Below are 24,794 nucleotides of genomic sequence, written 5' to 3'. Positions count from 1 at the left end.
GAACTAATTATTGGCTTTTGTGTCTGAGACTTTGCTGCACCCATCGCTGCACCTTTTGCATATTTTAATAACTAACCAGGGACTCTCACATGCAACGCACACTGCTTTCTATAGCCGTTCTCGCCGCAATTTCTGTCGGCGGCGCCAATCTCAGCTACGCACAAACACCCGCACCAATTAGCGCAACACTTAATAAAACAAGCAATATTGCCGCAATAAACTCCGGCATAGATTTGCAATGGCTGGATACCAGCGTACGTCCGCAAAATGATTTTTTCCAATATATGTCTGGTAAGTGGCTGGCAACGGTGGAGATTCCAGCTGACCGCGCCAGATTTGGTTCCTTCGATCAATTGCGTGACTTATCGGAAGAACGTTCACATTCCATCATCGATGAATTGGTGGCAGAACCTCACAAAAAAATTGGTAGTAATGAGCAAAAAATTGCTGATTTATACAGCAGTTATATGGATGAAGCGCATGCCGATAAACTGGATATTAAACCCTTGCATGCTACTTTTGCACGGATTGACGGCCTGACAAAAAAAGAACAATTACCAGCGTTGATATCTGAATTAAGCAAGCTTGGCGTGTCATTGCCAGTGCAGTCTAATGTTGGGCAAGATGCGCGCGACTCAAGTAAATATGCGGTCTATGTAGGCCAGGGCGGACTCGGTTTGCCTGATCGTGACTACTATCTCAAAGACGATGATGCCAAGCTGAAAGGCTTCCGCGATGCTTATGTTAAGCATGTGGAAAAAATGCTGGCAATGAGCGGGCAAAAAGATGCAGATAAATCTGCGGCAGAAATCCTGGCATTAGAAACAGCGCTCGCAAAGATTCAATGGAGTAAAGTAGAAAATCGTAATCCGGTTAAAACCTATAACAAAGTAGAAATCGCTAAATTGGCGGAACTGTTACCTAACTTTGACTGGAATGCGTATTTCGTCGGCACCGGCGTGGGCAATAAAGTTGCATACGTGATTGTGCGCCAGCCTGATTTTATCAGTGGCCTGACCAAAATCATTAACGACACACCAGTCGCCGTATGGAAAACGTATTACAAATGGAAAGTGCTCGATGCTTATGCCAGCTTGTTATCCAAACGCTTTGTTGATCAGGATTTTGCATTCACAAGCGTGACCTTGCGCGGCATCCCTGAAAATTTACCGCGCTGGAAGCGTGGTGTGGCACGCGTTGAAGACAACCTGTCTGAAGCGCTGGGGCAGTTGTATGTTCAAAAATACTTCCCACCAGAGAATAAAGCGCGTATGGAGAAACTGGTTAGTAATCTGACGCTCGCCTACAAACAAAGTATCGAAACGTTGGATTGGATGAGTCCTGAAACCAAAAAAGAAGCGCTCATCAAATTATCTAAATTCACTGCAAAAATCGGCTACCCCGACCAATGGCGTGATTACAGCAAACTTGAGATTAAAAAAGACGATTTGGTTGGCAATGTGATGCGTGGACGGGCATTTGAACATCAGCGTCAATTGTCAAAACTCGGCAAACCGGTTGACACTAAAGAATGGTCGATGAGCCCACAAACGGTGAACGCGTATTACAACTCACGTCGTAATGAAATCGTATTCCCTGCCGCAATTTTGCAACCTCCATTCTTTAATCCTGCCGCCGATGATGCCGTCAACTACGGTGGTATCGGCGCCGTAATTGGTCATGAAATCAGCCACGGTTTTGATGACTCAGGCAGCCAGTCGGATGGCGACGGCAATTTGCGTGATTGGTGGACTAAAGAAGATAAAGCCAACTTCGGTAAATTAACGGCGGCCATGACTGCGCAATACAGCGCATATAGCCCGTTACCTGGTTATAACGTGAATGGCGCGTTGACCTTGGGTGAAAACATTGCTGACAATTCCGGCTTATCGATTGCGTATAAAGCGTATCAAATATCGCTCGGCGGTAAACCAGCCCCGGTGATTGATGGCTATACAGGCGAGCAGCGTTTATATATGGGATGGGGACAAGTCTGGCGTGGTAAAGCCCGTGAGGCGGAAACCATCCGTCTGATCAATACCGACCCGCACTCACCTGCCGCTGTGCGCGGTAATGCTACGTTGACCAATCAGCCTGGCTTCTATTCGGCATTTGGTGTTAAAGAAGGCGACGCTATGTATGTCGCGCCAGAGAAACGTATTACGATCTGGTAAGTTGATGCGATGAAGGTGAATCCCTCTGTTATTTGAATAACAGAGGGATTTTTTTTAGAGTGGCGGCTTCAAGTAAGAAGCTGATATGTCTGCCTCATCACATTGCTTGCTGGTTTTTTGTTGTGCAGTGCAGTAAGTGATGATATTGTTCATTGTTGCTGATTTGAAATGATTAACGCTGTCTAAGCTAGCCCTTTATGGTTTAGATCAAATTTCCATCAAAGGGATAAGTGGCCTAAGTAAGAAGTAGTTAAGGAGTAGCTGAGGCGACATTAAGGTGTCACTAAGACGCAACTAAAAATCATGTGTTTCTATGCGCGTGCAAAAAATACTGTGTTTGTATGCACAGCGGGATCGTTAAATAAAGTGTTACCAAGGTGCAGCATCCTATGCAAATACATGTATATAGATCTTTCTTTCTTCGAGCCTGCTTTGCAGGCTTTGCTTTGTTGAATTTTGGAACAACGCAAGCCGATGAAACCGCCACTTCAGCTATTTCTGCTGAAATTATCCGCATACAAGATTTGGCAGAAACCCAGGTAGCAGAATCTATTCAACAATTAAACACGTTGCAACGCAGTTTGCCTCCTGATGCCAAGTTGGAAGATCAGCGCGAAGTCTTGATTACATTGATTGGTTTATATCTGAATGATGATCAAACCGAGCAAGCGCGTAAGTTGAATGCGGAACTTAGTCGTTTGGGTGTTCACTATCATGACAACTGGTCGAATGCGATTGCGCTGAACTTTCAAGCTGCCATATTAAAAGTTGAAGGAAAGCTGGATGAAGCTAAGGATGTTAATGCGCAAGCGTTGCAGTTAGCAAAAAGTGTCAATCAAAAAAAGTTAACGTGTCGCGTCTATAGCACGGCTTCTGTCATTAACAGCGAACTTGGCAATTTTCAATTGGCACTGGAATACCGTTTGATCGCAATGGAGGCGTTGGACGAAGGCACCAGGCACGACGATCTACGCCGTATCAATGCGCTAAATAATATTGGTAATTTGTATACCAAACTTAAAGATCCGCAAATGGCGTTGGCGTATTTCGATAAGGGCGTCAAGCTGGCAGAACAATGGGATGCGCAAAGTATGTTATCCATGCTGAATCTGAATCGTGGCAATGTGTATTCCGATCAGGGTAAATTAGCTGACGCGGTTAAAGCCTATGCGGAATCTCTGAAAATTTCTCGTAACATTGCTGATCGGCGCGGTGAGGCTACTGCGCTAAATAACCTATCCGATGCCACTTATGGCTTAGGAAATTACTCCCTGTGTTTACATTATGCGAAGCAAACGCTGCAGTTGGCAAATAAATTGGAAAATAGCGTACTTCAAGCTGACAGTCTTGTTAATGTTGGACTCTGCCACATGGGTTTGGGCGAAGTAATTTTGGGTTCCAAGGAAGCTAATCAAGGCATAGACATATTGCGTCAATCTAAAGCTAAACCTGCGATTGAGGAGATTCTGGGGCAGTTGGCAACGGCTTTTGAGAAAGCCAATATGTATAAAGAAGCGTATAAGGTCATCGTTGAAAAATTAGCTTTATCAACTGAGCTGTTTAATGCCGATCGCGATCGCGTCGTGTCAGAAATGAAAGCCCGGTATGATGCCAGCCAACATGAAAAACAAATTGAAGTGTTGGAACAAAAAAATCAAATTCAAAGTATCGAAATCAAAAATAAGAGCCTGCAATGGATAATCACGACAGTTTTTAGCATCATTGCCGCCGCCGTTGCGTTGACTATTCTTATCTTGTATCGCAAGTTGAGAGAAACGAATCGCAATTTGAAAGAGGCTAATAGCAATTTGGAGCAAGCAAACACTAAGTTAGCTCATCAATCGAATCGTGATCCCTTAACCGGTTTATTAAATCGTCGTGCCTTCCACGACGCGATGCAATCCCGCACACAAATTACCGATCGGCGCGTTTTAAGCAGCGATACTCCGCCACATTCTTTGGTGGTGCTGGATATTGATCACTTTAAACGAATCAATGACAATTATGGTCACGCTGCGGGCGATGAGGTATTGGTTGAGTTGAGTAAGCGGCTGTCACATGTAATGCGCGACAACGACATGTTGATGCGCTGGGGTGGCGAGGAATTCCTTATTTTTTTAAATCACATGCCGACTAGCAACTTGCAACAAGTAATAGAACGTATCTTGATTAACGTTGGCGGAAGCCCGGTTGTGTTTGAAAAAAATACGATACCAGTCACTATTTCTGTAGGCTATATTTCATTACATCAAGGTGAGGCAAGTGACGTGGAATTGAACTGGGGTAAATCACTCAATCTTGCCGATTCAATGTTGTTCATGGCTAAAACTCGTGGCCGTAATCAAGCGATCGGAATTAAAAAAGTGAATGTGCCAAAAGAAGAGTTTGATGCTTTGTTGCGGAGTGATTTAGAGAACGCGATCCAGCAGGGGAAAATCATCATCGAACAAATTGCCGGGCCATTGCAAAAGGCAGAGGCTGTTTGTTGATTATGCGAGGCGCAATATGGCGCCTGTCATTCTTGCAGTTTTATTCCGGATCGGAGAGAGGGATGCGTTCAGCTCGCAGGATGTGGAGAACTTCAATATCCACATCTACCCGATAGAATACTAAGAATGCACCACGAGCAACAACGAGTCGGCGCATGTCGGGCGCAAGTTCATAGGACTGAGCTATTGCTGGATTGTCTTTAAGTGCTAAAACGGGTCCCTTAATTCTGTCCATCATTTTGCTTGCGAGCGCCACGCCACCAAGCTTGCGGTAGTAGTCGTTGTGTTCCGCTAAATCCGCTTTGGCTTGTTCAAGAAACTTAATTCGCATTACGGATTTCTAGCTCGGCAAAGACATCTTCTGCTTCATGCCAGATTGCGTCAGGTGCATTAGCCAAGTTGACGCGTTCATCCAATAAGTGCTTCAGTCCAGCTGCCTGATGCGCGGCTTTCAGCGCGGCGGCCTTGTCGGGACGAGTTGGTCGATCTAACGCTTTTTCTTCTGGGTGCCACTCAGCGACTGAAAAGTGGCCGCCTTCCAAACCTAATTCACGGACAATCTCGAATGCTTTAATTGGGTTACTAAAGCGACGTACTTGCTTTGATACCGCAGCAATCAGCATTGCCGGTCCGTTGTGCGTTACGAACTCAAGCGCAAACATGCTGCCGATAGGTTTTAAATTGACTGATAACACGCCACCAGAAGAAGTAGCAGCGCGTGCCTGTTCAATAGTGAAGGTTTTCATGGGGGTGTAATAATTAAAAATAAACGATTTATTATAAATCGTTTATTTTCTGAGTCAAATTTGTATTTTTGTCAGTATTTTATTTAAATAAGGTCGGAGATTTTAAGATTGCTTAGCTAATAAATTTGCTAATACACCTAAAGAATCATGCGCAGCGCGGCGTAAGCGGTCGCGTACTCCGTGCCACTCGGTAGTGTCAGGCAGCGCTTGCACCACAATTACATCAGCAGATGCGGCGTCTAATTGGCGCAAGCTGGCGTAGAGTTCATGCGCATATTTTGCTGGATGATTTGGCAGATTAATTTCCGCGCTTAATTCAGTACATAAGTTACCCTGATTTTGTGTACTGTAATGTAGTAACGCTACTTTTTTATTGACGTTATGCAGTTGTTGTAATGTGCTGATTAGTTGTTCGGACGTGACGATAACAACTGGCGTATGCGGCGCGTAATGCGCTTCTAATGTGCCTGATGCACGTGGAGTTGATACGTCGCTGGCGACATCCGGAGAGACCGGCATAGCACCTAATACTGCAGCTAATTGATCAATGCAGATATGACCGGGGCGTAGTAAGACGGGGCCGTGCGTACCGAGGCGGGTTAAATCTAAAATAGTTGATTCAATCCCGACTTCACTTTGTTCTCCTTCCAGCACAGCTTTAACCAATCCACCTGTTTGTAATTCAGTCGCAAATTCATCGCGTACATGTTGTGCGGTAGTCGGGCTAACGCGCCCGAATTTATTCGCAGAAGGTGCAGCAATCCCACCTTGCCCATTTTTAAAAGCCCGCAATAAAGCTTGCGCAACCGGATGGGAAGGACAGCGCACACCGATACTATCTTGACCGCCAGAAACTGCATCAGGAATATGGTCAGCACGTTTTAAAATCAACGTAAGTGGCCCAGGCCAAAACGCCGCGATCAATTTTTTAGCTTCTTCTGGTATCTCTTTAACCCAATAACTTAAATCAGCTTCCGGCGATAAATGCACAATCACCGGATGATTAGCCGGCCGCCCTTTAGCGGCATAAATAGCCGCTACAGCAGAAGGATTCTCCGCATCCGCCCCTAAACCGTACACAGTTTCAGTAGGAAAGGCGACTAAACCACCCGCAGCGAGAATTTCAGCAGCTTGGGTTATTTGGGAAGGAGAGGGCATATAAATTTGAAAGTTATTTGAGCGTTGAATGGTTGATTAATCGAAGTTGATTTGTTTTTGAACTTGTTGTTGGTTTTGACGTTGATCTACTCCCATTCTGACGCTGCCGTTTTTGTAGGTTAAAAATGGATAAGAAAGGTTCGCTGTTTGAGCGTAGCGAGTTTCGAACTTTTCCCATTTTTAGCCTACAAAATCGGGAATTCAGCGGCAGTGGGTCGCCTTTTTTGGCTTACACTTTTTTGGCGAAGCAAAAAAGGTAAGTAGCCGCCGGTCTACCACCGGCCTACAGGCGTTTAATGAACTAAAACGGCAATTCAAAAACGGCACTGTGTGCCACTGGGTTCCCGCCTACGCGGGAATGACGAAATTAAGCGTATTCGTTCAATGCCTGAAAAATGATTTTCTTACAAAAAACAGTGTATAAACACTGTTTTTTGTATAACGGTAAAGCAAGAAGCAATTAAGCTACCGTCAACAACCGCAATGCCTCAGCATACTTATCCGCAGTCTGCTGAGCAACCTCAATCGGCAAACGCGGTGCTGGCGCTTTTTTATTCCAAGGCTGAGTTTCCAACCAGTCGCGCACAAATTGCTTATCAAATGACGGCGGCGAAATCCCAACCTGATAGCTAGCAGCAGGCCAAAAACGTGATGAATCCGGCGTTAAAATTTCATCGATCAAATAAATGTTATTTGCTGCATCCAAACCAAATTCAAACTTGGTATCAGCAATAATAATACCTTTAGTAGCAGCAAATTCCGCCGCTTCGGTATACAACTGAATCGCCAAATCGCGAACCTTAGCAGCAATATCAGCACCAACAATTGCTTCCGCTTCAGCGAAAGAAATGTTTTCATCGTGCTGACCCATCGGCGCTTTGGTAGACGGAGTAAACAACACTTCCGGCAACTTCTGGCCTTCTTTCAAACCAGCTGGCAAAACATGTCCGCATACCATGCCGGTTTTTTGATAGTCCTTCCAGCCCGAACCGATGATGTAACCACGTACAATCGCTTCAATCGCCAATGGCTTGAATTTTTTGACAACAATAGCGCGGCCTTCAACTTGTGCGCGTTCGTCAGCGGTAACCAAGGTCAACGGATCAATATCGGTCATATGATTTGGCATTAAGTGACCAAATTTTTTGAACCAGAAATTAGACATGGTAGTAAGAACTTTACCTTTGTCTGGGATCGCATCATCCAAGATAACGTCGAAGGCGGACAAACGGTCGGTTTGAACAACCAGTAAATGATCTTCGCCAACTGCGTAAATATCACGTACTTTACCGCGATGTAAAAACGGCAGTGATTTTAAATTTGTTTCTAAAATACCTGACATACAATTTCCTTTAATTAAACCATTACGCCAATTCAGGCAGTACTGAATTGCGTACTTTTTCCGCTTGTGTAGCACGGAAGTTGATCAATTTTGCTTTCATATCAGCGTCATGCAACGCCAAAATAGCGACCACTGACAAACCAGCGTTAGCTGCACCAGCTTCACCGATAGCCAAGGTGGAAACTGGAATACCCTTAGGCATTTGCACCATAGCCAACAGCGAATCCAAGCCTTTTAAATACTTGGAAGGAATTGGAACGCCAAAGGTAGGCAGAATAGTTTTAGCTGCAACGACACCAGCTAAATGTGCAGCAGCACCAGCGCCGGCGATAAATGCCTGGCAACCGGAGGCTTCCATTTCTTCCATCCATTGTTCTAATTCCACCGGAGTACGGTGCGCAGACAAGGCACGTGCCGAGTAGCTGATACCAAAGTCTTTGCAAATTTGTGCGGCTTCTTTCATTACATCCCAATCGGATGTTGAGCCCATTACGATTCCAACAGTAGCCATGTAGATTCTCCTACTAAATAAATAAATAAATAAAAAAATTAATTAACGATTTGTGCCAAAGTGCCTTGTTTGTATTTCTCGGCAATTTTCTCTAATGGGATCGGCTTGATTTTGCCAGCCTGACCCTCACAACCAAACGACAAGAAACGCGCTTTACAAACCAGCATAGCTGCTTCTCTGGCTGGTTTCAAATAATCACGCGGATCAAATTTGGTTGGGTTTTCAATTAAATAACGACGAATTGCGCCAGTCATTGCCAAACGAATATCGGTGTCGATATTAATTTTGCGCACTCCGTGCTTGATACCTTCTTGAATTTCTTCTACCGGCACGCCGTAGGTTTCTTTCATGTCGCCACCGAACTGGCGAATTTCAGCCAGTAATTCTTGTGGTACTGAAGAGGAACCGTGCATGACCAAATGCGTATTTGGGATGCGGGCGTGAATTTCGCGAATGCGATCAATCGCCAAAATATCGCCAGTAGGCTTGCGTGAAAACTTATACGCGCCGTGTGATGTGCCAATAGCAATCGCTAATGCGTCACATTGGGTTTGCTTAACAAAGTCAGCCGCTTGCGTCACATCGGTCAGCAATTGTTCGCGGGTCATTTTGCCATCAGCGCCGTGGCCGTCTTCTTTATCGCCCATCATTGTTTCCAATGAACCGAGTACGCCTAATTCCGCTTCGACCGTTACACCGATTGAGTGAGAAAATTCCACTACCTTGCGGGATACTTCAACGTTGTATTCATAGCTGGCGACGCTTTTACCATCTGGCATTAAAGAGCCGTCCATCATGACCGAAGTAAAGCCGGATTTGATCGCTGCCATACATACTGCTGGTGATTGGCCGTGATCTTGGTGCATTACAACCGGAATATGTGGGTAAGCTTCAACGGCCGCAGAGATCAAATGGCGCAAAAATGCTTCGCCCGCATATTTACGTGCACCAGCTGACGCTTGCATAATCACCGGTGAACCGGATTCGTCGGCCGCTTGCATGATCGCGCTAACTTGTTCTAAGTTATTGACATTAAATGCGGGTATGCCGTAGCTGTATTCAGCCGCGTGGTCAAGTAATTGACGCATTGAAACGAGTGCCATATTTCCTCCAAAGATAAAAATAAAATCTGTTTTTGTTAGTGCTCGGTAAGTGATGCGCTAGCCCAGCCTATGCATTAAATAATTAAGCGCCGACCCGCACAATTCTCAGTGCGTTGGTGCCACCGACTTGCCCCATTGGTTCGCCCCAGGTGACAACAATGGTGTCGCCTTTTTGTACTACGTTGTTATCTAATAAAATCTGTTCCACGTTGTTTAACATGGTGTCCTTGTCGCAGTGATACGGTAATTCGTAAGTGCGCACATTTCGGTAAAGCGCGATTTTACGTTGGGTTGTGCGACTTGGGGTAAGTGCGATTAAAGGAATGTCGATATTGTGGCGGCTCATCCACAGTGTGGTGGAGCCGGATTCCGTTAATGCCACAATCGCTTTAACTCGCAAGTGGTAAGCGGTGAATAACGCGCCGTAAGCGATGGATTGGTCGATGCGGGTAAAGCGAGCATTTAAAAAGTCAGCATCGAGTTCGCACTCGTATGATTTTTCTGCCTCGAAGCACACCGCTGCCATCATTTCTACCGTTTCCACCGGATATTTACCGGAGGCGGTTTCGGCCGACAACATCACGGCGTCGGTGCCGTCTAACACGGCATTCGCTACGTCAGAAACTTCGGCACGGGTTGGTACTGCGTTGAAGATCATCGACTCCATCATTTGCGTCGCAGTAATGGTTAGCTTGTTGGAAGCCCGTGCCATTTTGATCATGCGTTTTTGCAAAGCTGGCACGGTAGCGTTGCCGACTTCCACCGCCAAATCGCCACGCGCGACCATGATGCCATCGGACGCATTTAAAATTTCTTGCAATAACGGAATCGCTTCAGCACGTTCGATCTTGGCGATCATCATCGGCTTATGGTTGTACGGCTCGCCAGCAATGTTCGCTAATTGACGCGCCATTTCCATGTCGGTAGCGTTTTTAGGGAAGGAAACCGCCAGGTAATCAGCCTGAAAACTCATGGCGGTTTTAATGTCTTCCATGTCTTTGGACGTTAGCGCTGGCGCAGTTAAGCCGCCGCCTTGGCGGTTAATGCCTTTATTGTTGGACAACTCACCACCGATTTTGACGGTGGTGAAAATTTCAGCGCCAACAATTTTATCAACCACCAACACAATCAAGCCGTCGTTTAATAGCAAGAGATCGTTCGGTTTCACATCACGCGGTAAGGCTTTGTAATCTAAACCAACGCGGCCTTGGTTACCTAAAGTACATTCAGCATCGAGAATAAATTTTTCGCCGTTTTGCAGTTCAATTTTGCCGTTTTCAAATTTACCAATACGGATTTTTGGACCTTGCAAATCGGCCATAATTGCCACTTCTCGCCCGCAACTTAACGCGGCTTCGCGGACCATGGCAGCGCGATCAATATGATCTTGCGCTTTGCCATGCGAAAAATTTAAGCGCACCACATTCACACCCGCTTGCAACATGCGAGTCAAGATTTCTACGGTATTTGAAGCAGGACCTACTGTGGCAACTATTTTTGTTCCGCGATACATTCGTGTCTCCAAGTTTTTAGATTATTTATTAATCTTTATTTCGCCGCTCGTTGCATCAACACTTCAACTGCCGGAAGTGTTTTTCCTTCTAAAAATTCTAAGAATGCGCCGCCACCGGTTGAGATGTAGCCGATTTTGTCGGCGATCTCGTATTTAGCAATTGCCGCTAAAGTATCGCCGCCGCCAGCGACAGAAAAACCTGCGCCATTGGCAATGGCTAATGCCAACGTTTTGGTGCCGTGACCGAATTGATCAAACTCAAACACGCCAACCGGGCCGTTCCAGACGATGGTGCCAGCAGTGCTAATTTGCGTGGCTAATTGCGCAGCAGTTTGCGGGCCGATATCTAAAATCATGTCGTCGGCTTCTACGTCGGCGACTAATTTAACGGTGGCGACTGCGTTTGGTGAAAATTCTTTAGCGCAGACGACGTCAACTGGGATTGGTACCGTTGCGCCGCGTTTGCTCATGATCTCCATAATGGCGCGGGCTTCGTCGAGTAAATCGGCTTCTGCCAATGATTTGCCGATATTCAAACCAGCTGCCAGCATGAATGTATTGGCAATGCCGCCGCCGACGATCAGGTTATCTACCTTGTCAGCCAGTGATTTTAAAATGGTCAGTTTGGAAGACACTTTGGAACCCGCCACAATCGCCACTAATGGACGGGCCGGTTGGCCAAGTGCGCGGCCTAATGCATCTAATTCAGCGGTGAGCAACGGGCCAGCACAGGCAACCGGCGCAAATTGCGCGATGCCGTGGGTGGTGGCTTCAGCGCGATGAGCCGTGCCGAAAGCGTCGTTGACATACACATCGCACAGTGCTGCCATTTTTTTGGCGAGTTCAAGGTTATTTTTCTTTTCACCGATATTTACGCGGCAATTCTCTAATAACACGACTTGACCGGGTTGCACTTGTACGCCGTCTAACCAGTTTTGCAGCAATGTAACTGGCTGACCAAGAAGTTCAGATAAGCGATGTGCGACGGGTGCCAAACTATCTTCGGCGCGCAATGTGCCTTCGGTTGGGCGGCCTAAATGGGATGTCACCATGACAGCGGCGCCAGCTTGTAACGCTTGTTGAATGGCCGGAACGGAAGCGCGGATGCGGGTGTCTTCGGTGATATTGCCTTGATCGTCTTGAGGCACATTTAAATCAGCACGAATAAAAACACGTTTGCCAGCTAAACTACCTTGCGCGACCAGATCGCTAAATCGTATAAATTGCATGTCAGAGTGATGTAAAAGAGATAAAAGGTGGAGTGAAAAATTGGGGTAGAAAGTTGGATTAATTCGCGCTGTAAAAATAAATTGAAATTCAGCGAAATAGAAAACCATCTATTTTACCGTACTGTGGGTTGCAGCTGTAAGCCTGTGAGCGGTAAAAAGATGATTGTTAGCAGGAAAAATAATGCGAAGTAAGCTAAGAAAGCGTGAGTAAACTAAGATTTAAGATTATGAATACCCTAGTATTATTTTTTATTCTTGTCAGTTTTAGTAAATATTTACCTTGCAGTTAAAAGATACTATCTAAATAGTGATTTTTTATCGATGGGAATCCCATTGGATGCGTTGGAATTTTCAAAAAAATAGCCGGAGTATGTGAGGGCTGCTATAAATTGCCATAAAAAATGAAAATTCCGGGAATTAAGCGAGCAATCTAACCGTCGTAAACACTGCCATGCCAAAGAATATCGTTCCTAACATACTCGGTTTTATCAGGAAAAATACCGAAGCACAGACGCCAGCGACTAATTGCGGATTAGTGATACTCAGCTCAATCTGATGATGATTAGTTAAAAAATCAGGAATTAAAATCGCCGCTAATGCGCAGGCCGGAGCAAAACGTAATGCTTCATGTACCCGCTTAGGCAGATTGATGTGATGACCGATTAGCCAAAATGTAGCGCGCGTTATAAAAGTACTTAACGTTAGTAGCGCGATGACAATCCAGAGTGTTAAGTCGCTCATGAGTTTCCCTTATTCGTTCCCTGATTCTGCTTTTTGTCGGCACTGCTTTTTTCATGCCATTCTTCCCAAATCATCGCAGCGGCCATGCCAATTAGTACCGCCAATAACATGCCTAATTTATACGGCCAGTGGATGGTTAGCAAAGCGATAGCACCCGCGACGATCACGCCGATCAGAGTTGAGCGGTTCATCACCATTGGCAATAAAATACATAAAATAGCTAAACTGCCGGCAAAGCCCACGCCCCATTCTTCCGGGATTTGGCTGCCTAAAAAAATTCCCGCAATCGAACCAATTTGCCAAGCTGCCCAATTGGGAATTAATAGTCCTTTTAAATATGCAAATTTGCCGGCTTCCGCTTGCTCAGTCGGATAGCGCTGCATGAAGTAAACCATGGAGACATCGCCCGTCATATAGCCCCAAAAAGCACGCTGGCGGAATGAGAGATGGGCGAAGTGTGGCGCTAAAATTACCGAAAAAATAACAAAGCGCAGGTTGACAACCAGGCCAGTTACAAAAATTACCCAAACCGGCGCACCAACCGCAATTAAGGGCAGGGCGGCTAATTGAGCCGAACCGGCAAATACAAACAGCGTCATACCCAGTGCCTGCATAATCGTAAAGTGGGTTTTAATCATTGCCACACCCACCACCAGACCCCACGCAGCAATCCCGATTAAGGTTGGTGAGCAGGCTTTGACTCCAGAGCGAAAAGCATTTTGTTCGACTTCTGCTAACTGTTCTGGAGGTAAATTGGACGGGTTTGATGCAGTTAAATAGGCATTCATTGGCACTTAATTGATTTACAGATTCACTAAAGGCAGTATTTTACCGAGTAATTATTTTATTCACAGGGCGAATCCGTTAAAATCGAGCCTTAGTATCGTTCAGTTATGAATTTTTACGGATTATCCACATGCAAACTAAAAATATTGTTGAATTAGATTTAACCGATTTGCCAGCACATTGCCCAAATCCTGCCATGCCTTTATGGTCTTCGCACCCGAAGGTATTTTTGGATTTATCGCACAATGGCCACGCAACTTGCCCTTATTGCAGCACCGAGTACCAATTAAAAGCCGGTGTTGTGCTCAAAGCGCATTGATTTACACCGTGATTTACCACGGCAATTCCAGACAGGAAAAATATGCACGCACCACTGCTTAGTTCGGCGGATGAAACTGAAGCGGCTTTTTACGACGCATTAAGCCGCGCCGATATTGAAGCGCTCATGGCTCTTTGGGCTGAAGATGAAGAAATTGTTTGCGTTCATCCCGGTTCATCCCGTTTGGTTGGACATGCAACGATACGCGCCTCGTTTGAAGCTATCTTTGAACGCGGTTCGGTCAACATTCAACCGGTGCAATTGCACGCCAGCCGTAACATGATGACCGCAGTACATAACATTATTGAAGAAGTGCAGCGCACGCCGGAAATGACGCAAGACATTCATATTTTGTGCACCAATGTGTATATTAAAACTGCTTTAGGCTGGCGCATTACGCTGCATCATGCCTCCGTTGCGCCAGGGCGTGCGCCAAGCGAATTGTTCCGCGCAAGCATGCTGCACTAAGGTTTTATTATGCAGACCAATTATGTTTCACCCGCTTGGATGTCCAATGGACATCTGCAAACCATCATTCCCGCCAAGTTACTCACCATACCAACGGTGAGTTACCGGCGCGAGCGATGGAACTCTCCCGATAACGATTTTATTGACCTTGATTTTGTCGATGCCGTAGCAGATGCGCCGTTGGTTGTGCTATTTCACGGTCTGGAAGGTAATTCCAATAGTCACTATGCGCGAGCTTTAATGGCGGAAGTAAAAAGCCGTGGCTGGGCTGGAGTTGTCGTGCATTTTCGCGGCTGTTCAGGCGAAATGAATCAAGGGCCACGCTTTTATCATTCTGGCGATTCGACAGAAATTAATTGGGTGCTACGTCGAATTCATCAGCAACATCCGCAACGTTCTTTATTTGTGTGTGGAGTTTCACTTGGTGGTAATGCTTTATTGCGCTGGTTGGGAGAGAGTCAAAACCAGGCCAGCTTCGTACAAGCAGCTTGCGCGGTTTCTGCCCCTTTAGATTTAACGCAGGGAGGCGTTGCGTTAGGTAGTGGTTTTAATATGCTGTATACAACGGTATTTTTGCGCACCTTAAAACCGAAGTGTCTGGCAAAGTTAGCGCAATACCCTGACTTATTCAATCGCCAAACAATGCTGGACGCAAAAAATTTATATGAGTTTGATAACGTAGTCACCGCGCCTTTGCATGGTTATAAAAACACCGAAGACTATTGGAATCGCGCCAGCGCCAAACACATCTTGGGTGACATTACGTTACCGACCTTAGTGTTAAACGCAAAAAACGATCCATTTCTACCTGGTCGCTATTTGCCTGAAAATGCCGCGTCGTGCGTCACCTTGGAATACCCGCAACATGGCGGCCACGTTGGTTTTGCCGGCGGTAGCTGGCGAGCCGATAATATGTGGTTGCCTAAGCGTGTGCTACATTTTTTTGAGCAGTACCAACCCGCGTAAGCCGTTAAGGACAACTGCCTAATGGATAAACAAGTACAACTTGCCATGGCTAAATGGCCGAATGTACCGCATTGCTACGGTTGGCTAGGTTTGGATGCGCGCGGTGCCTGGCGGATGCGTGACCAGCACGCGCAAGAGTCGGATTTATTGGGAAGTAAAATCGCCAACGTTATTCTGCGTGGTTTTATAGATAGAAATTATCAGTCCGATGATGCAGGACGTTATTTTTTTCAAAACGGTCCGCAGCGGGTTTATGTTGAATTGCAAAGTACACCTTACATCGCGCATTCAGATCCCCAATCTGGCTGGGTACTGCATACCGGAACCGCGCTCACAAATTGCGATGCGGTGTGGATGACCAGTGACGGTCATTTACTGCTTCAAAGTGCTGCGATTTTGGCGCAGGTCGATGATAGAGATATGGTTGACGCAATGGCCTGTGTTTATTTAAATGACCAGCCAGCATCCGACGAACAAGTTTTGGCGTGGCTGGAAAATCCGCATGCTGGCTTAACATTTCGCTTTCAACAGCAGTCCATTCCGATCACGCTAACTAGTTTGACCGAGCTGGCTAAAACACATCCCTTTGTGGCACATCCGCAGCCGTAATCTTGCGTTTATTCGCACTTATTTTTTATCACCTTGTTTTTTAAGCGCTTCCAATTCGTCTTTATAGCGTTCCCTTAAGTCACGTTCGCGTGCGTCGATGATGGCGTGGTCATAATAAGTGGCATCTGGCGAGCGTCGTGCTATGTCAAGCTGATCTAACGCAGGAGAAATTGCACCGGACAGCGCATAAGATTCGGCGAGTGCCAAATGCTGCAATGCTTCTTTTCCTTCTGCTGCATAAGCCTTGGCAAGTTGCTCTTGCAAACCAAAGTCTTTGCGATACAACAATGTTTGATCGCGCAAATACGTAATGGCTTGTTCGCCGTGTTGATTGGCGATCAGCGCATCAGTATATTGACGACCAATTCCACGCGAAACAGGAAATTCCTGCAAGGCTAACTCGGCCGCTTTTAATGCCGCTGGGTTTTGTTTGCTTCGCAATAAAATATCTAACTGCAAACTGGTAAAAAATAGGCTCGAAACATCGTTGCCGGTTTCTCTGCCCGATTCTTTACGCGCCTTATCCAAATAAACTTGCGCCTCTTTAAAATTATTCTGTTTGAAGGCGATAAATGCCAGCCCGTATTCGGCCGCAGGATAGGGCTTTTTTAAGGAAATTGCGTGTGTTATCTGGTCTTCAAAATAGCTTTTGGTCTCTAATAGAGCTTGTGCAGATTCGTCTTGTAATACGCGGATACGCGAGCGGAATAATTGGAAATCTGGGCTGTCGATATGTTTTTTGAACGTCTCAGATTGAATTCGGGATTGAATATCAGCAATCCGTTCCGAGGTCATTGGATGGGTGCGCAGAAATGCCGGGAAATTATCCGAATAGCCGCGGCTGGAGCTTTGCATGCGTTCAAAAAACGCCACCATTCCGCTTGGGTCATAACCACCGTCGCGTAAAATCTGTAGTCCAACCCGATCCGCTTCACGTTCCGCATTCTGGCTAAAATCCAATTGCCGCTGTACGGCTAATCCCTCGCCGCCAATGGCCACTGCCATTGCTGCATCGGGATTAGAGCGCATGGTTAATGCCGCTAGGATGAGTGAGGCAATCGGGATTAAAAAATCTTGTTTCTGGTTACCTATCATGCGGGCAATGTGGCGCTGCGCAATGTGGCCAATTTCATGAGCAAGTACCGATGCCAATTCAGATTCGTTTTGTGCCAGGACAACCAGCGCCGAATGCACCGCAATAAATCCACCGGGCAAAGCGAATGCGTTAATCATTGGGTCGCGCACGGTGAAAAAGTAAAAATCAAAATTGGCATCGCCACGTGCTTCCTGATGCACTTCTAGCAGCCTGGAACCAAAATCATTTAAGTATTCAGCGGCCACTTCATCGTCGATATAATCGGGGTCGGCACGAATGCCAAGCATGATTTCTTCACCCAGTTTGCGTTCCATTACCGGCGAAAGATCTTCGCGGCCAGTGTCGCCTAAAGTCGGTAAGTTTTGAGCATGTAGCGCGGGTGCTGTCAGGTAGCTACCCGCCAATAAAACAGCTACCAAGGTTAACCGTGGTAGCTGTGTTTTGAATGAGGTTTTTTTCATCCCGCTATGATACTCTTCTAGCGTATTCTTTCACTATTCCCTTTGAATTTTTTCACGCATTTAAATCTCATCATGTCAAATTCCCCCATTAAATCTGACCAAAGTGAACTAACTCATTTTGATGCCAGCGGTCAAGCGCACATGGTCGATGTAAGCAGCAAAGCCGCCACGCACCGAGTCGCCCGAGCTAGCGGCAGCATCACCATGCAACCGGCTACCTTCGCGCTGATTGCCAGTGGTAGCGCAAAAAAAGGTGATGTCTTAGGCGTAGCAAAAATAGCCGCCATCATGGCCGCCAAACGCACCAGCGACTTAATCCCGCTCTGCCATCCTTTGGCAATTACGCGTGTTACGGTTGATTTTGAGCTTGTTGATAATAGTGTCATCTGCACCGCCCAAGTTGAAACTATCGGGCCAACCGGGGTGGAAATGGAAGCACTGACCGCCGTGCAGATAGGTTTGCTCACAATTTACGATATGACCAAAGCTGTTGACCGCGGCATGGTGATGACGAATATCCGGGTGCTGGAAAAGCATGGCGGAAAATCGGGCGATTGGGTTGCTGAAATTCCTCATACCCAAGTTTAATTGACTGATATATACTGATTTTTACAGCACTAAATTTATTGAGGAATGTATGGCAATCGAGATCGCAACAATTGGTGGTGGCTGTTTTTGGTGTACCGAGGCCGTGTACCAAGAATTAAAGGGCGTAACCCAGATTATTTCCGGTTACGCGGGTGGCTCGGTGCTTAATCCGACTTATGAGCAAGTTTGTACTGGAACCACCGGGCACGCTGAAGTGGTGCAACTTAGCTTTGATACTGATGTGGTGAGTTATCGCAAAATTCTGGAAGTATTTTTTACGATTCATGACCCAACTACCTTGAACCGACAGGGCAATGACGTCGGCACACAATATCGGTCGGTGGTGTTTTACCATGCGGACGAACAGCATGAAATGGCTAAACACGTTATCGCCGAAATGGCCAGCGTTTGGGATGCGCCGTTAGTGACTGAACTCAGCCCTGTCCCGACATTTTATAGCGCGGAAGCCTATCACCAAAACTATTACCGGCAACATCCCGATCAGGGTTATTGCGCTTTTGTGGTGGCAACCAAAGTGGCCAAATTCCGCAAAATGTTCATTTCTGGTTGATGCTATCGACGGTTTTTCCGTCCACTTCTTTAAATTCCGTGCAATTGCCATTGCTACAGGTGGAAATGAATAATCGGTGATCGCGCTCTATGCTGCGGGTAGTTATATTTTGATTACTGTCGATCATGGTGCAAATTTTGCTGCCATCGGTTTTGTTCTCCATGCAGGAGTTGGATAGGCCGGAAATAAGCGAACATCCGCTTAAAGTAGTCGTTGCTACGAAAAGGATGGTCGCGTATTTCATGGGATATGCTCCTAATTGGATGAAACTGGCCTTAGCATTTCAATGTGCGGAATATCATCTTCCAGGTATTCTTCAGAAACGGCGACAAAACCAAACGATTTATAAAATTCCTGTAAATAGGCTTGTGCGCTAATTCTGACGGCTTGGCTTGGATAATGCGCTTCCAATTGCTTTAAACCTTCCGTAATCAATTGCCGACCAATGCCACTGCCGCGAAATGCAGAAGTGCTTATTACACGTCCAATAGACGGTTCCGGGAATTTTATGTTGGGCGCGACTATCCGTAAATAGGCAGCTACTTTTTCATCTTCAGCCCATCCGATGACGTGCAGGGTTGATAAATCAAGCCCGTCCATATCCTGATAAACGCAGTTTTGTTCCATGATAAACACTTCGCTACGAGCTTGAAGAATGGCGTAAATTTGTGCTCCAGTGAGTTCATTAAAGCTGGCGCATTGCCATTTTATTATTTGTGTCATGAAGTAGTTTAGATTTAAAGGTTATTTACGTTAAGCATAGTAGCAAATTGCGGCTAATGTGAGCTCGGTATTATGTTCTGTAAAAAACTTGCCAAGCCAGTTGAATTAATGCATTATTAGTCCACACAAATTTACCTCGCACCGCACAAATGAACCATTCCTTCTTTTATTTTACCTTTTTCTATTCCTGCCCAAAGGCGGTGGAACAGAGGTAAGCGCGCGAGGTGCTAGACCAAATTCCTAAAACCGCCAAAGTTGGCGGTTTTTTTTTACTTAATTTAATTGTTAATTCGAACGTTATACGATCTGGAGAAAATATGCTACGCACTGATGATTTACGTATCCGGGAAATGAAAGAACTGGTTCCACCGTCGCATCTGATTCGTGAATTTGCGTGTACCGATCTAGCCTCAAATACGGTCGCTAATTCACGCACCGCTTTGCACCGGATTTTGCACGGGCAAGATGATCGCGTTATGGTCGTAATCGGCCCTTGTTCAATTCATGACACTAAAGCCGCCATGGAATATGCCCAGCGGTTGGCGCAAGAGCGGGTACGCTTTGCTGGTGAGTTGGAAATCGTCATGCGGGTTTATTTTGAAAAGCCGCGTACTACCGTCGGTTGGAAGGGGTTGATAAACGATCCTTACATGGACAACAGCTTCCGCATTAATGATGGTTTGCGGATTGCCCGTGAGTTGCTGCTCAATATTAATCAACTGGGTTTGCCCGCCGGGACCGAATATCTGGACGTGATTAGTCCGCAGTATATTGCTGACTTAATTAGCTGGGGTGCGATTGGCGCACGCACGACCGAATCGCAAGTACACCGTGAATTGGCTTCTGGTTTGTCTTGTCCGGTTGGTTTTAAAAACGGCACCGACGGTAATATTAAAATTGCGATTGATGCGATGAAAGCCGCTTCGCAACCGCATCACTTTTTATCGGTGACCAAGGGCGGCCATTCTGCGATTGTGTCGACTAACGGTAACGAAGATTGTCACGTGATTTTACGCGGTGGTAAAACGCCGAATTTTGATGCAGCGAGTGTGGATCTGGCTTGTAAAGAAATTGCCGGAAGTGGAATTGCTTCGCGTTTGATGATCGATGCTTCGCACGCCAATAGCTCAAAAAATCCGCAAAATCAAATTCCCGTGTGCGCAAATATTGCTGAGCAAATTGCCGGTGGCGATCGTCGTATTGTAGGTGTGATGATTGAGTCTAATTTGGTGGCTGGTCGTCAGGATTTAATTGCCGGACGTGAGTTGGTGTACGGGCAATCGGTCACTGATGGTTGTATACATTGGGAAGATAGTTTGCAAGTTTTGGAAGGGTTGGCGGCGGCGGTTAAACAGCGCCGCTTAAAGGACGATGAATAAGTCGTTTTAAGTGCTGGAAAATGTGGAAAATCTGGTTTTAGTTCTGATGCCATGTAGGGGCACCCCTTGTGGGGGCCCTTGTTTGCAAGGAACTGTGCAGGGAATTTTCAATCGAAAAAATCACTTTTCTTCAACCATTCAGCAAACGCAATATCTTCAAATTGATAGTTGCGCTCCATCTTGGTGACGATGTTTTTCTTTGCCAGGCGGGTTAAGGCATTTTGTACGGTACTTTTGCTGGCCGGTTTATCCAAGCCGAGTTGCTGACCCAGTTGCAGGAGCGCTTTGGCGCTATACATATCGGTGTTGTCATGGGCGATTTGTAGTAGCAGGTATTGGTCGGTAGCCAGTAACTCATTCCATTGCGTTATAAACCCATCGTCATTAAACAGCAGATTTTTGGTGTGTTCCAGCGCATGTTGCGCGCCCGGTAGCGGGTTGGTCAGGTAATTATCTAAGTAGCGACGGAAAAATTCTGGGGTGCGATTTAATTCTTCAAATGCGTTTAAGGCGTCAGGTAAGGGTAGCGGAAATTTGGAAATGGTCGCCACTTTTTTGACCATGGCTTTAATGAATTCATCACCTAATAGCGGGAATGGTTCAAGCGGCGCCCAGTTGTAAAACGGCTCGGAAGATACGCCAAACATACGTCGCAGAGTGGATTCGGAACTGCCGGCAAAGACGACTTTAATGCGCTCTTTGCGTATGTCCAGCGCGGCCCGTAGCGCGTGGGTGAAAATACTGTGTTGCGGGTCGGCCAACACTTGGGCCTCATCAATAATTAGCAGCATGTTGGCTTTGCCCGCGTCAAACAAGGCCATTGCTTCTACCAATAAGGAACCGGCCTGTTGTTTTGCTTCGTTTAATTCGGCTTCCAGCGAACCCTCGATTCCGGCCATTTTCGCCGATGCCTTGATTTTCTTAAGTGGTGCGCTCAAGTTGTTCCACATTTTGCTGATGCCGCGTGGACTCAGTGCGCTATGGATGGCGGCTAGCAAACTGATGGCCGGATCGGTTTGGATTTCCCATAAATTGACATACACGCAGACATAGCCTTTGGTTTGCGCTGCCGGAATTAAGTCCTGTTTTAAAAATTCGGTTTTACCCATGCGTCGCCGTGCAAACAGGCCGCGTGCTGAAGAAAGCCCTAATTCAAAGGAGTTCAGGTAGGCATCCGCTAGCTGCGGTCGGGCGAAATGCCAGTTATTGTGCGCAATCTTAATCGACATGGTATTACTCACTATTTTAAAATTTAGTAAGTATTATATTTTGTAATACTGGTTAATACTACAAAATACCAGTGGTGATTTATCCGTTTTTGGGCTTTCGCAAAATTGCTTCAGCAAGGCTGAACACTCTTAGGTCGCCAAGGAAACTTCCCTTAACGGGAAGTTCGTTCCGTCTGCAGGCGATATATTATTCCTTGCCATTAAAGTCGTAAATAGAACAATATAGTCGTAAATTGACATCGCAAAAATTGCCCAACCAAATTCTTTGGTTGGGCATTTGTTTTAGCGATCGGATAAATAAAGTCTGTATCGGTGGAATAAAGTCCGTATTTCTCACGCTGTGTTTGTTTCCATAAGTTAATTTTGTGTTATTCTTTTTGTTAAGATTTGGCTGCAATGCTGGGTTAGAAGCCGTTCCAGCTCGGAGGGCGACTGCCAGTAGGCGGCACATTTCCGCCAGTCGCAACGCCCACCAATTTTCACTAAACGATGCCACAAATGCTCTATTTTGGGCATAGACCAAATTAACCTGGCGCTATAAAGTATTCAATTAAATGAAAGTCCAATTCGCCGTACGAAAAGTGTCATTGAGGAGTACAAATGGAAAATCAAAATCCTATTAACAAGGCGCTTGAAATTGTTTCACTTATCTTTGGAATTGGTATTTTACTGGTTGGTGTGCTTGTGACAGGATTTGGAATTGCCGGTCTTATAGAGGGGATGCACGGTGGTATCTTGGCCGCCTGCTCGATGATAATATTTGGAGCATTGATCGCATTTGTCGGGTGGCTGTGCAGCAAATTCGGATTTGATGAATGCCAATAGGCGCATTGCGGCACCTCGCAGATATTCCAAACGAATTCGAAATAATTAATAATATGAACAAGCAAAAAGTTCTCATGCTGCCGTATCCAACTTCACCAGTTCTTGATGGAACAGAGTTAAGAAGCATCGGGGCAGACATTTACCTAAAAATTCCCTTTGATGTCGAAGGTAGTGAGAGGATCGTTACTGTTCGATTTATTAATGTTTGTGCTTATCGACAAAGGGCAGAGAGTCATTGCACAAGTTGGCATGTGAAGGACGTTTTTGATAATGTTTCTCTGGTTGTTGAATCTGACTGGGTAATTGAATTGCGTTCTGTCACTCAACTCGAACACAAAAATAGCTTCGATTTGAATCACTTCATAACTTATGTGAATGAATTTGGTTCATTAGAGGTAATTGCGAAAGATGTTGTAATTGAATCCTAACAGTCTTATTTAAGATTGATTGCGGCACGTTGCGTACGTATGTAGATTTTTCAAATTTAAATGAGGTTAATGTTGGAAGAAAATTCAATAATCTATTCTGGCTATTGGCGCAGACTTAGTGGGCATGTTCTAGATGTTATATTTATCGTTGTTTTCTTTTGGATTACAGATTCGTTGAGCGGGGGCATTAAGTCATTAGCCGCATTAATTGTTGTGTTTCAAGGGATGACTTATTATTTATACACACTATTTTTTCACGCAAGCTATGGCCAAACATTTGGCAAGCGAATAATGGGTATAAAAGTTGTTTCCGACGATGGAAAGCCAATTGGTTTTCAAAAAAGCTTTCGCCGAAATATCCCGTTATTTTTTGAAAGTTTGCCTTGGATTATTGGAACGCTGTTTGCACTTTCTCAGATCTCCAATGAGCAATTTCATTCACTATTTCTTCAACCAAAATTATATAGCATAACCTTAGAAAGCCTTAGGCCAGATTGGCATAACACGGTTCAAATAGTCTTCGCTGCTCTAATCTTCATGGAGTTAATGATTATGTTCATTACCAAGAAACGACAAACGATTCACGATTTAATTGGATCTACAATCGTTATTCGTAATTCAACTTTAAAGTAGTCACATTAAAATCCGATTTGCCAGGTTAGCCATCGCAATCCGGCACTTTGCTGTCGTTCATCGAGAGCTTCAATATTTGACAAGGTCTTCAAGTTGTACGTAACGGGTTTCTGAAAAGGATAGGCCGAAATGAGTAGCAAGCTTTTGATTTATATTGGCGAAAATGAAAAGTTCGATGTCGCTAGGACAACTGAAGTGATTTCTTCTATTGTTGGGACATCGGATGCTAAACTCGAAAATTTTATAGGTGCGATTTTTGAGTGCAATTACACTTTTCAGGACAGAACTACAATCGTGCGAATCTCGGAAGAATTAAAAACCGTAACTGTCGAAGGGCTTGGAGTTGAATCATTAAATTTTGCATTGGAGTTTCAACGAATGATGTCTTGCGCACTTCATGCCATCGATATGGAGTATAGCTTCGACGTTGATCTTAGAAATTTTCAATCAATTGAAGATTTAATGTCGGCTATTGACGCTTAATCAGGTGGCCGTACTCGGCAGAGGCTGTGTAAAAACGCACCCTAAAAAGCAATAAAAAATAATTCAAAAAATCTGTCAACGAGGTAAACAGAAATATCTCTCAAGCGTTATATAAAAAGTCGAATCCACGTTAAGGAGCGTTGATGAAGCGATTTATCCAAGGAGAGCACCGCACCCAAAGCACGCTGCTGCCGGAGGTGCTGGATGATTATGTGACCGAAGAG

General features: G+C 45.4%; 27 protein-coding genes. 13 read left to right on the top strand and 14 right to left on the bottom strand.

All coding sequences use genetic code 11. The features are described from left to right. Nucleotides 1-89 precede the first annotated feature (89 nt). Complete coding sequence (locus S2091_RS13875) at nt 90-2,174, top strand: M13 family metallopeptidase (protein ID WP_105532546.1); 2,085 nt, start codon at nt 90-92, stop codon at nt 2,172-2,174. Nucleotides 2,175-2,563: 389 nt separating this feature from the next. Beyond that, nucleotides 2,564-4,663, top strand: a complete 2,100-nt coding sequence (locus S2091_RS13870) for a tetratricopeptide repeat-containing diguanylate cyclase (RefSeq protein ID WP_105532545.1) — start codon at nt 2,564-2,566, stop codon at nt 4,661-4,663. 40 nt (nt 4,664-4,703) lie between these two features. Here the strand turns inward: S2091_RS13870 and S2091_RS13865 are convergent, their stop codons facing one another. From S2091_RS13865 to S2091_RS13820, 10 genes are all read right to left on the bottom strand, one after another. Continuing rightward, on the bottom strand, nt 4,704-4,994 hold the full coding sequence (locus S2091_RS13865) for a type II toxin-antitoxin system RelE/ParE family toxin (RefSeq protein WP_105532544.1): 291 nt from the start codon (nt 4,992-4,994) through the stop codon (nt 4,704-4,706). Beyond that, complete coding sequence (locus S2091_RS13860) at nt 4,984-5,409, bottom strand: hypothetical protein (RefSeq protein ID WP_105532543.1); 426 nt, start codon at nt 5,407-5,409, stop codon at nt 4,984-4,986. The genes S2091_RS13865 and S2091_RS13860 overlap by 11 nt, the downstream gene beginning before the upstream one ends. Nucleotides 5,410-5,511: 102 nt before the next feature. Then, nucleotides 5,512-6,567, bottom strand: coding sequence for an L-threonylcarbamoyladenylate synthase (locus S2091_RS13855; protein ID WP_105532542.1), 1,056 nt, complete (start codon nt 6,565-6,567; stop codon nt 5,512-5,514). Nucleotides 6,568-7,027: 460 nt separating this feature from the next. Next, nucleotides 7,028-7,909, bottom strand: a complete 882-nt coding sequence (locus tag S2091_RS13850; protein WP_105532541.1) for a phosphoribosylaminoimidazolesuccinocarboxamide synthase — start codon at nt 7,907-7,909, stop codon at nt 7,028-7,030. Between the two features lie 22 nt (nt 7,910-7,931). Continuing rightward, nucleotides 7,932-8,420 carry a 5-(carboxyamino)imidazole ribonucleotide mutase gene (purE, locus tag S2091_RS13845; RefSeq protein ID WP_105532540.1) on the bottom strand — a complete coding sequence of 163 codons (489 nt, stop codon included), beginning with the start codon at nt 8,418-8,420 and terminating at the stop codon, nt 7,932-7,934. A 38-nt stretch (nt 8,421-8,458) separates the two neighbouring features. Then, a complete protein-coding gene (fba, locus tag S2091_RS13840) occupies nt 8,459-9,523 on the bottom strand; it encodes a class II fructose-bisphosphate aldolase (protein WP_105532539.1) in 1,065 nt (354 codons plus the stop codon). Nucleotides 9,524-9,605: 82 nt separating this feature from the next. After that, entirely contained in the window at nt 9,606-11,036 is a 1,431-nt protein-coding gene (gene pyk / locus S2091_RS13835; RefSeq protein ID WP_105532538.1) for a pyruvate kinase, read from the bottom strand. A gap of 35 nt (nt 11,037-11,071) precedes the next feature. Continuing rightward, on the bottom strand, nt 11,072-12,265 hold the full coding sequence (locus S2091_RS13830; RefSeq protein ID WP_105532648.1) for a phosphoglycerate kinase: 1,194 nt from the start codon (nt 12,263-12,265) through the stop codon (nt 11,072-11,074). Nucleotides 12,266-12,682: 417 nt separating this feature from the next. Then, complete coding sequence (locus tag S2091_RS13825) at nt 12,683-13,006, bottom strand: AzlD domain-containing protein (RefSeq protein WP_105532537.1); 324 nt, start codon at nt 13,004-13,006, stop codon at nt 12,683-12,685. Further along, complete coding sequence (locus S2091_RS13820) at nt 13,003-13,794, bottom strand: AzlC family ABC transporter permease (protein ID WP_105532536.1); 792 nt, start codon at nt 13,792-13,794, stop codon at nt 13,003-13,005. The genes S2091_RS13825 and S2091_RS13820 overlap by 4 nt, the downstream gene beginning before the upstream one ends. A 128-nt stretch (nt 13,795-13,922) precedes the next feature. Here S2091_RS13820 and S2091_RS13815 point away from each other — a divergent pair, with 128 nt between their 5' ends. The 4 genes from S2091_RS13815 to S2091_RS13800 are packed head-to-tail and all read left to right on the top strand — an operon-like array spanning nt 13,923 to nt 16,154. Further along, nucleotides 13,923-14,111, top strand: a complete 189-nt coding sequence (locus tag S2091_RS13815) for a zinc-finger domain-containing protein (protein ID WP_105532535.1) — start codon at nt 13,923-13,925, stop codon at nt 14,109-14,111. A 42-nt stretch (nt 14,112-14,153) separates the two neighbouring features. Next, nucleotides 14,154-14,579 (top strand): YybH family protein, encoded by a 426-nt coding sequence (locus S2091_RS13810; protein ID WP_105532534.1) that lies wholly within the window; start codon nt 14,154-14,156, stop codon nt 14,577-14,579. A gap of 9 nt (nt 14,580-14,588) precedes the next feature. After that, entirely contained in the window at nt 14,589-15,545 is a 957-nt protein-coding gene (locus S2091_RS13805; protein ID WP_105532533.1) for a hydrolase, read from the top strand. Nucleotides 15,546-15,566: 21 nt separating this feature from the next. Next, nucleotides 15,567-16,154 carry a DUF2946 family protein gene (locus tag S2091_RS13800; protein ID WP_105532532.1) on the top strand — a complete coding sequence of 196 codons (588 nt, stop codon included), beginning with the start codon at nt 15,567-15,569 and terminating at the stop codon, nt 16,152-16,154. Nucleotides 16,155-16,172: 18 nt separating this feature from the next. Here S2091_RS13800 and S2091_RS13795 read toward each other — a convergent pair whose 3' ends face one another. After that, nucleotides 16,173-17,711: a M48 family metallopeptidase gene (locus S2091_RS13795; protein ID WP_105532531.1), complete on the bottom strand. Its 1,539-nt coding sequence runs from the start codon at nt 17,709-17,711 to the stop codon at nt 16,173-16,175. Between the two features lie 72 nt (nt 17,712-17,783). Here S2091_RS13795 and moaC point away from each other — a divergent pair, with 72 nt between their 5' ends. Both moaC and msrA read left to right on the top strand, forming a co-directional pair. Beyond that, nucleotides 17,784-18,299, top strand: a complete 516-nt coding sequence (gene moaC, locus S2091_RS13790) for a cyclic pyranopterin monophosphate synthase MoaC (protein ID WP_105532530.1) — start codon at nt 17,784-17,786, stop codon at nt 18,297-18,299. Nucleotides 18,300-18,348: 49 nt separating this feature from the next. Beyond that, nucleotides 18,349-18,870, top strand: coding sequence for a peptide-methionine (S)-S-oxide reductase MsrA (gene msrA / locus S2091_RS13785; RefSeq protein ID WP_105532529.1), 522 nt, complete (start codon nt 18,349-18,351; stop codon nt 18,868-18,870). Here msrA and S2091_RS13780 read toward each other — a convergent pair. Both S2091_RS13780 and S2091_RS13775 read right to left on the bottom strand, forming a co-directional pair. Then, complete coding sequence (locus tag S2091_RS13780; RefSeq protein ID WP_105532528.1) at nt 18,857-19,114, bottom strand: hypothetical protein; 258 nt, start codon at nt 19,112-19,114, stop codon at nt 18,857-18,859. The two genes, msrA and S2091_RS13780, sit on opposite strands and share 14 nt — an antisense overlap. Nucleotides 19,115-19,125: 11 nt before the next feature. Beyond that, entirely contained in the window at nt 19,126-19,593 is a 468-nt protein-coding gene (locus tag S2091_RS13775) for a GNAT family N-acetyltransferase (RefSeq protein ID WP_105532527.1), read from the bottom strand. 317 nt (nt 19,594-19,910) lie between these two features. Here S2091_RS13775 and aroG point away from each other — a divergent pair, with 317 nt between their 5' ends. After that, nucleotides 19,911-20,972, top strand: a complete 1,062-nt coding sequence (gene aroG, locus S2091_RS13770; RefSeq protein ID WP_105532647.1) for a 3-deoxy-7-phosphoheptulonate synthase AroG — start codon at nt 19,911-19,913, stop codon at nt 20,970-20,972. Nucleotides 20,973-21,079: 107 nt separating this feature from the next. On the opposite strand, the gene S2091_RS13765 is transcribed toward aroG, so the two are convergent. After that, nucleotides 21,080-22,201 (bottom strand): ATP-binding protein, encoded by a 1,122-nt coding sequence (locus tag S2091_RS13765; RefSeq protein ID WP_105532526.1) that lies wholly within the window; start codon nt 22,199-22,201, stop codon nt 21,080-21,082. Between the two features lie 600 nt (nt 22,202-22,801). Between S2091_RS13765 and S2091_RS13760 the strand changes: the two genes are divergently transcribed. The 4 genes from S2091_RS13760 to S2091_RS13745 all read left to right on the top strand — a co-directional run bounded on the left by S2091_RS13760 (nt 22,802) and on the right by S2091_RS13745 (nt 24,570). After that, complete coding sequence (locus S2091_RS13760; RefSeq protein ID WP_105532525.1) at nt 22,802-23,026, top strand: hypothetical protein; 225 nt, start codon at nt 22,802-22,804, stop codon at nt 23,024-23,026. Beyond that, on the top strand, nt 23,017-23,454 hold the full coding sequence (locus S2091_RS13755) for a hypothetical protein (RefSeq protein WP_105532524.1): 438 nt from the start codon (nt 23,017-23,019) through the stop codon (nt 23,452-23,454). The genes S2091_RS13760 and S2091_RS13755 overlap by 10 nt, the downstream gene beginning before the upstream one ends. Before the next feature lie 69 nt (nt 23,455-23,523). Further along, nucleotides 23,524-24,087 (top strand): RDD family protein, encoded by a 564-nt coding sequence (locus tag S2091_RS13750; RefSeq protein ID WP_165794989.1) that lies wholly within the window; start codon nt 23,524-23,526, stop codon nt 24,085-24,087. A gap of 129 nt (nt 24,088-24,216) precedes the next feature. Next, complete coding sequence (locus tag S2091_RS13745) at nt 24,217-24,570, top strand: hypothetical protein (RefSeq protein ID WP_105532522.1); 354 nt, start codon at nt 24,217-24,219, stop codon at nt 24,568-24,570. Nucleotides 24,571-24,794 lie beyond the last annotated feature (224 nt).

This window comes from Solimicrobium silvestre (assembly GCF_002976435.1).
In the GTDB taxonomy this organism is placed as follows: domain Bacteria; phylum Pseudomonadota; class Gammaproteobacteria; order Burkholderiales; family Burkholderiaceae_D; genus Solimicrobium; species Solimicrobium silvestre.
The sequence above is the reverse complement of the archived record's forward strand: the minus strand, read 5'-3'. Positions and strand labels throughout refer to the sequence as shown.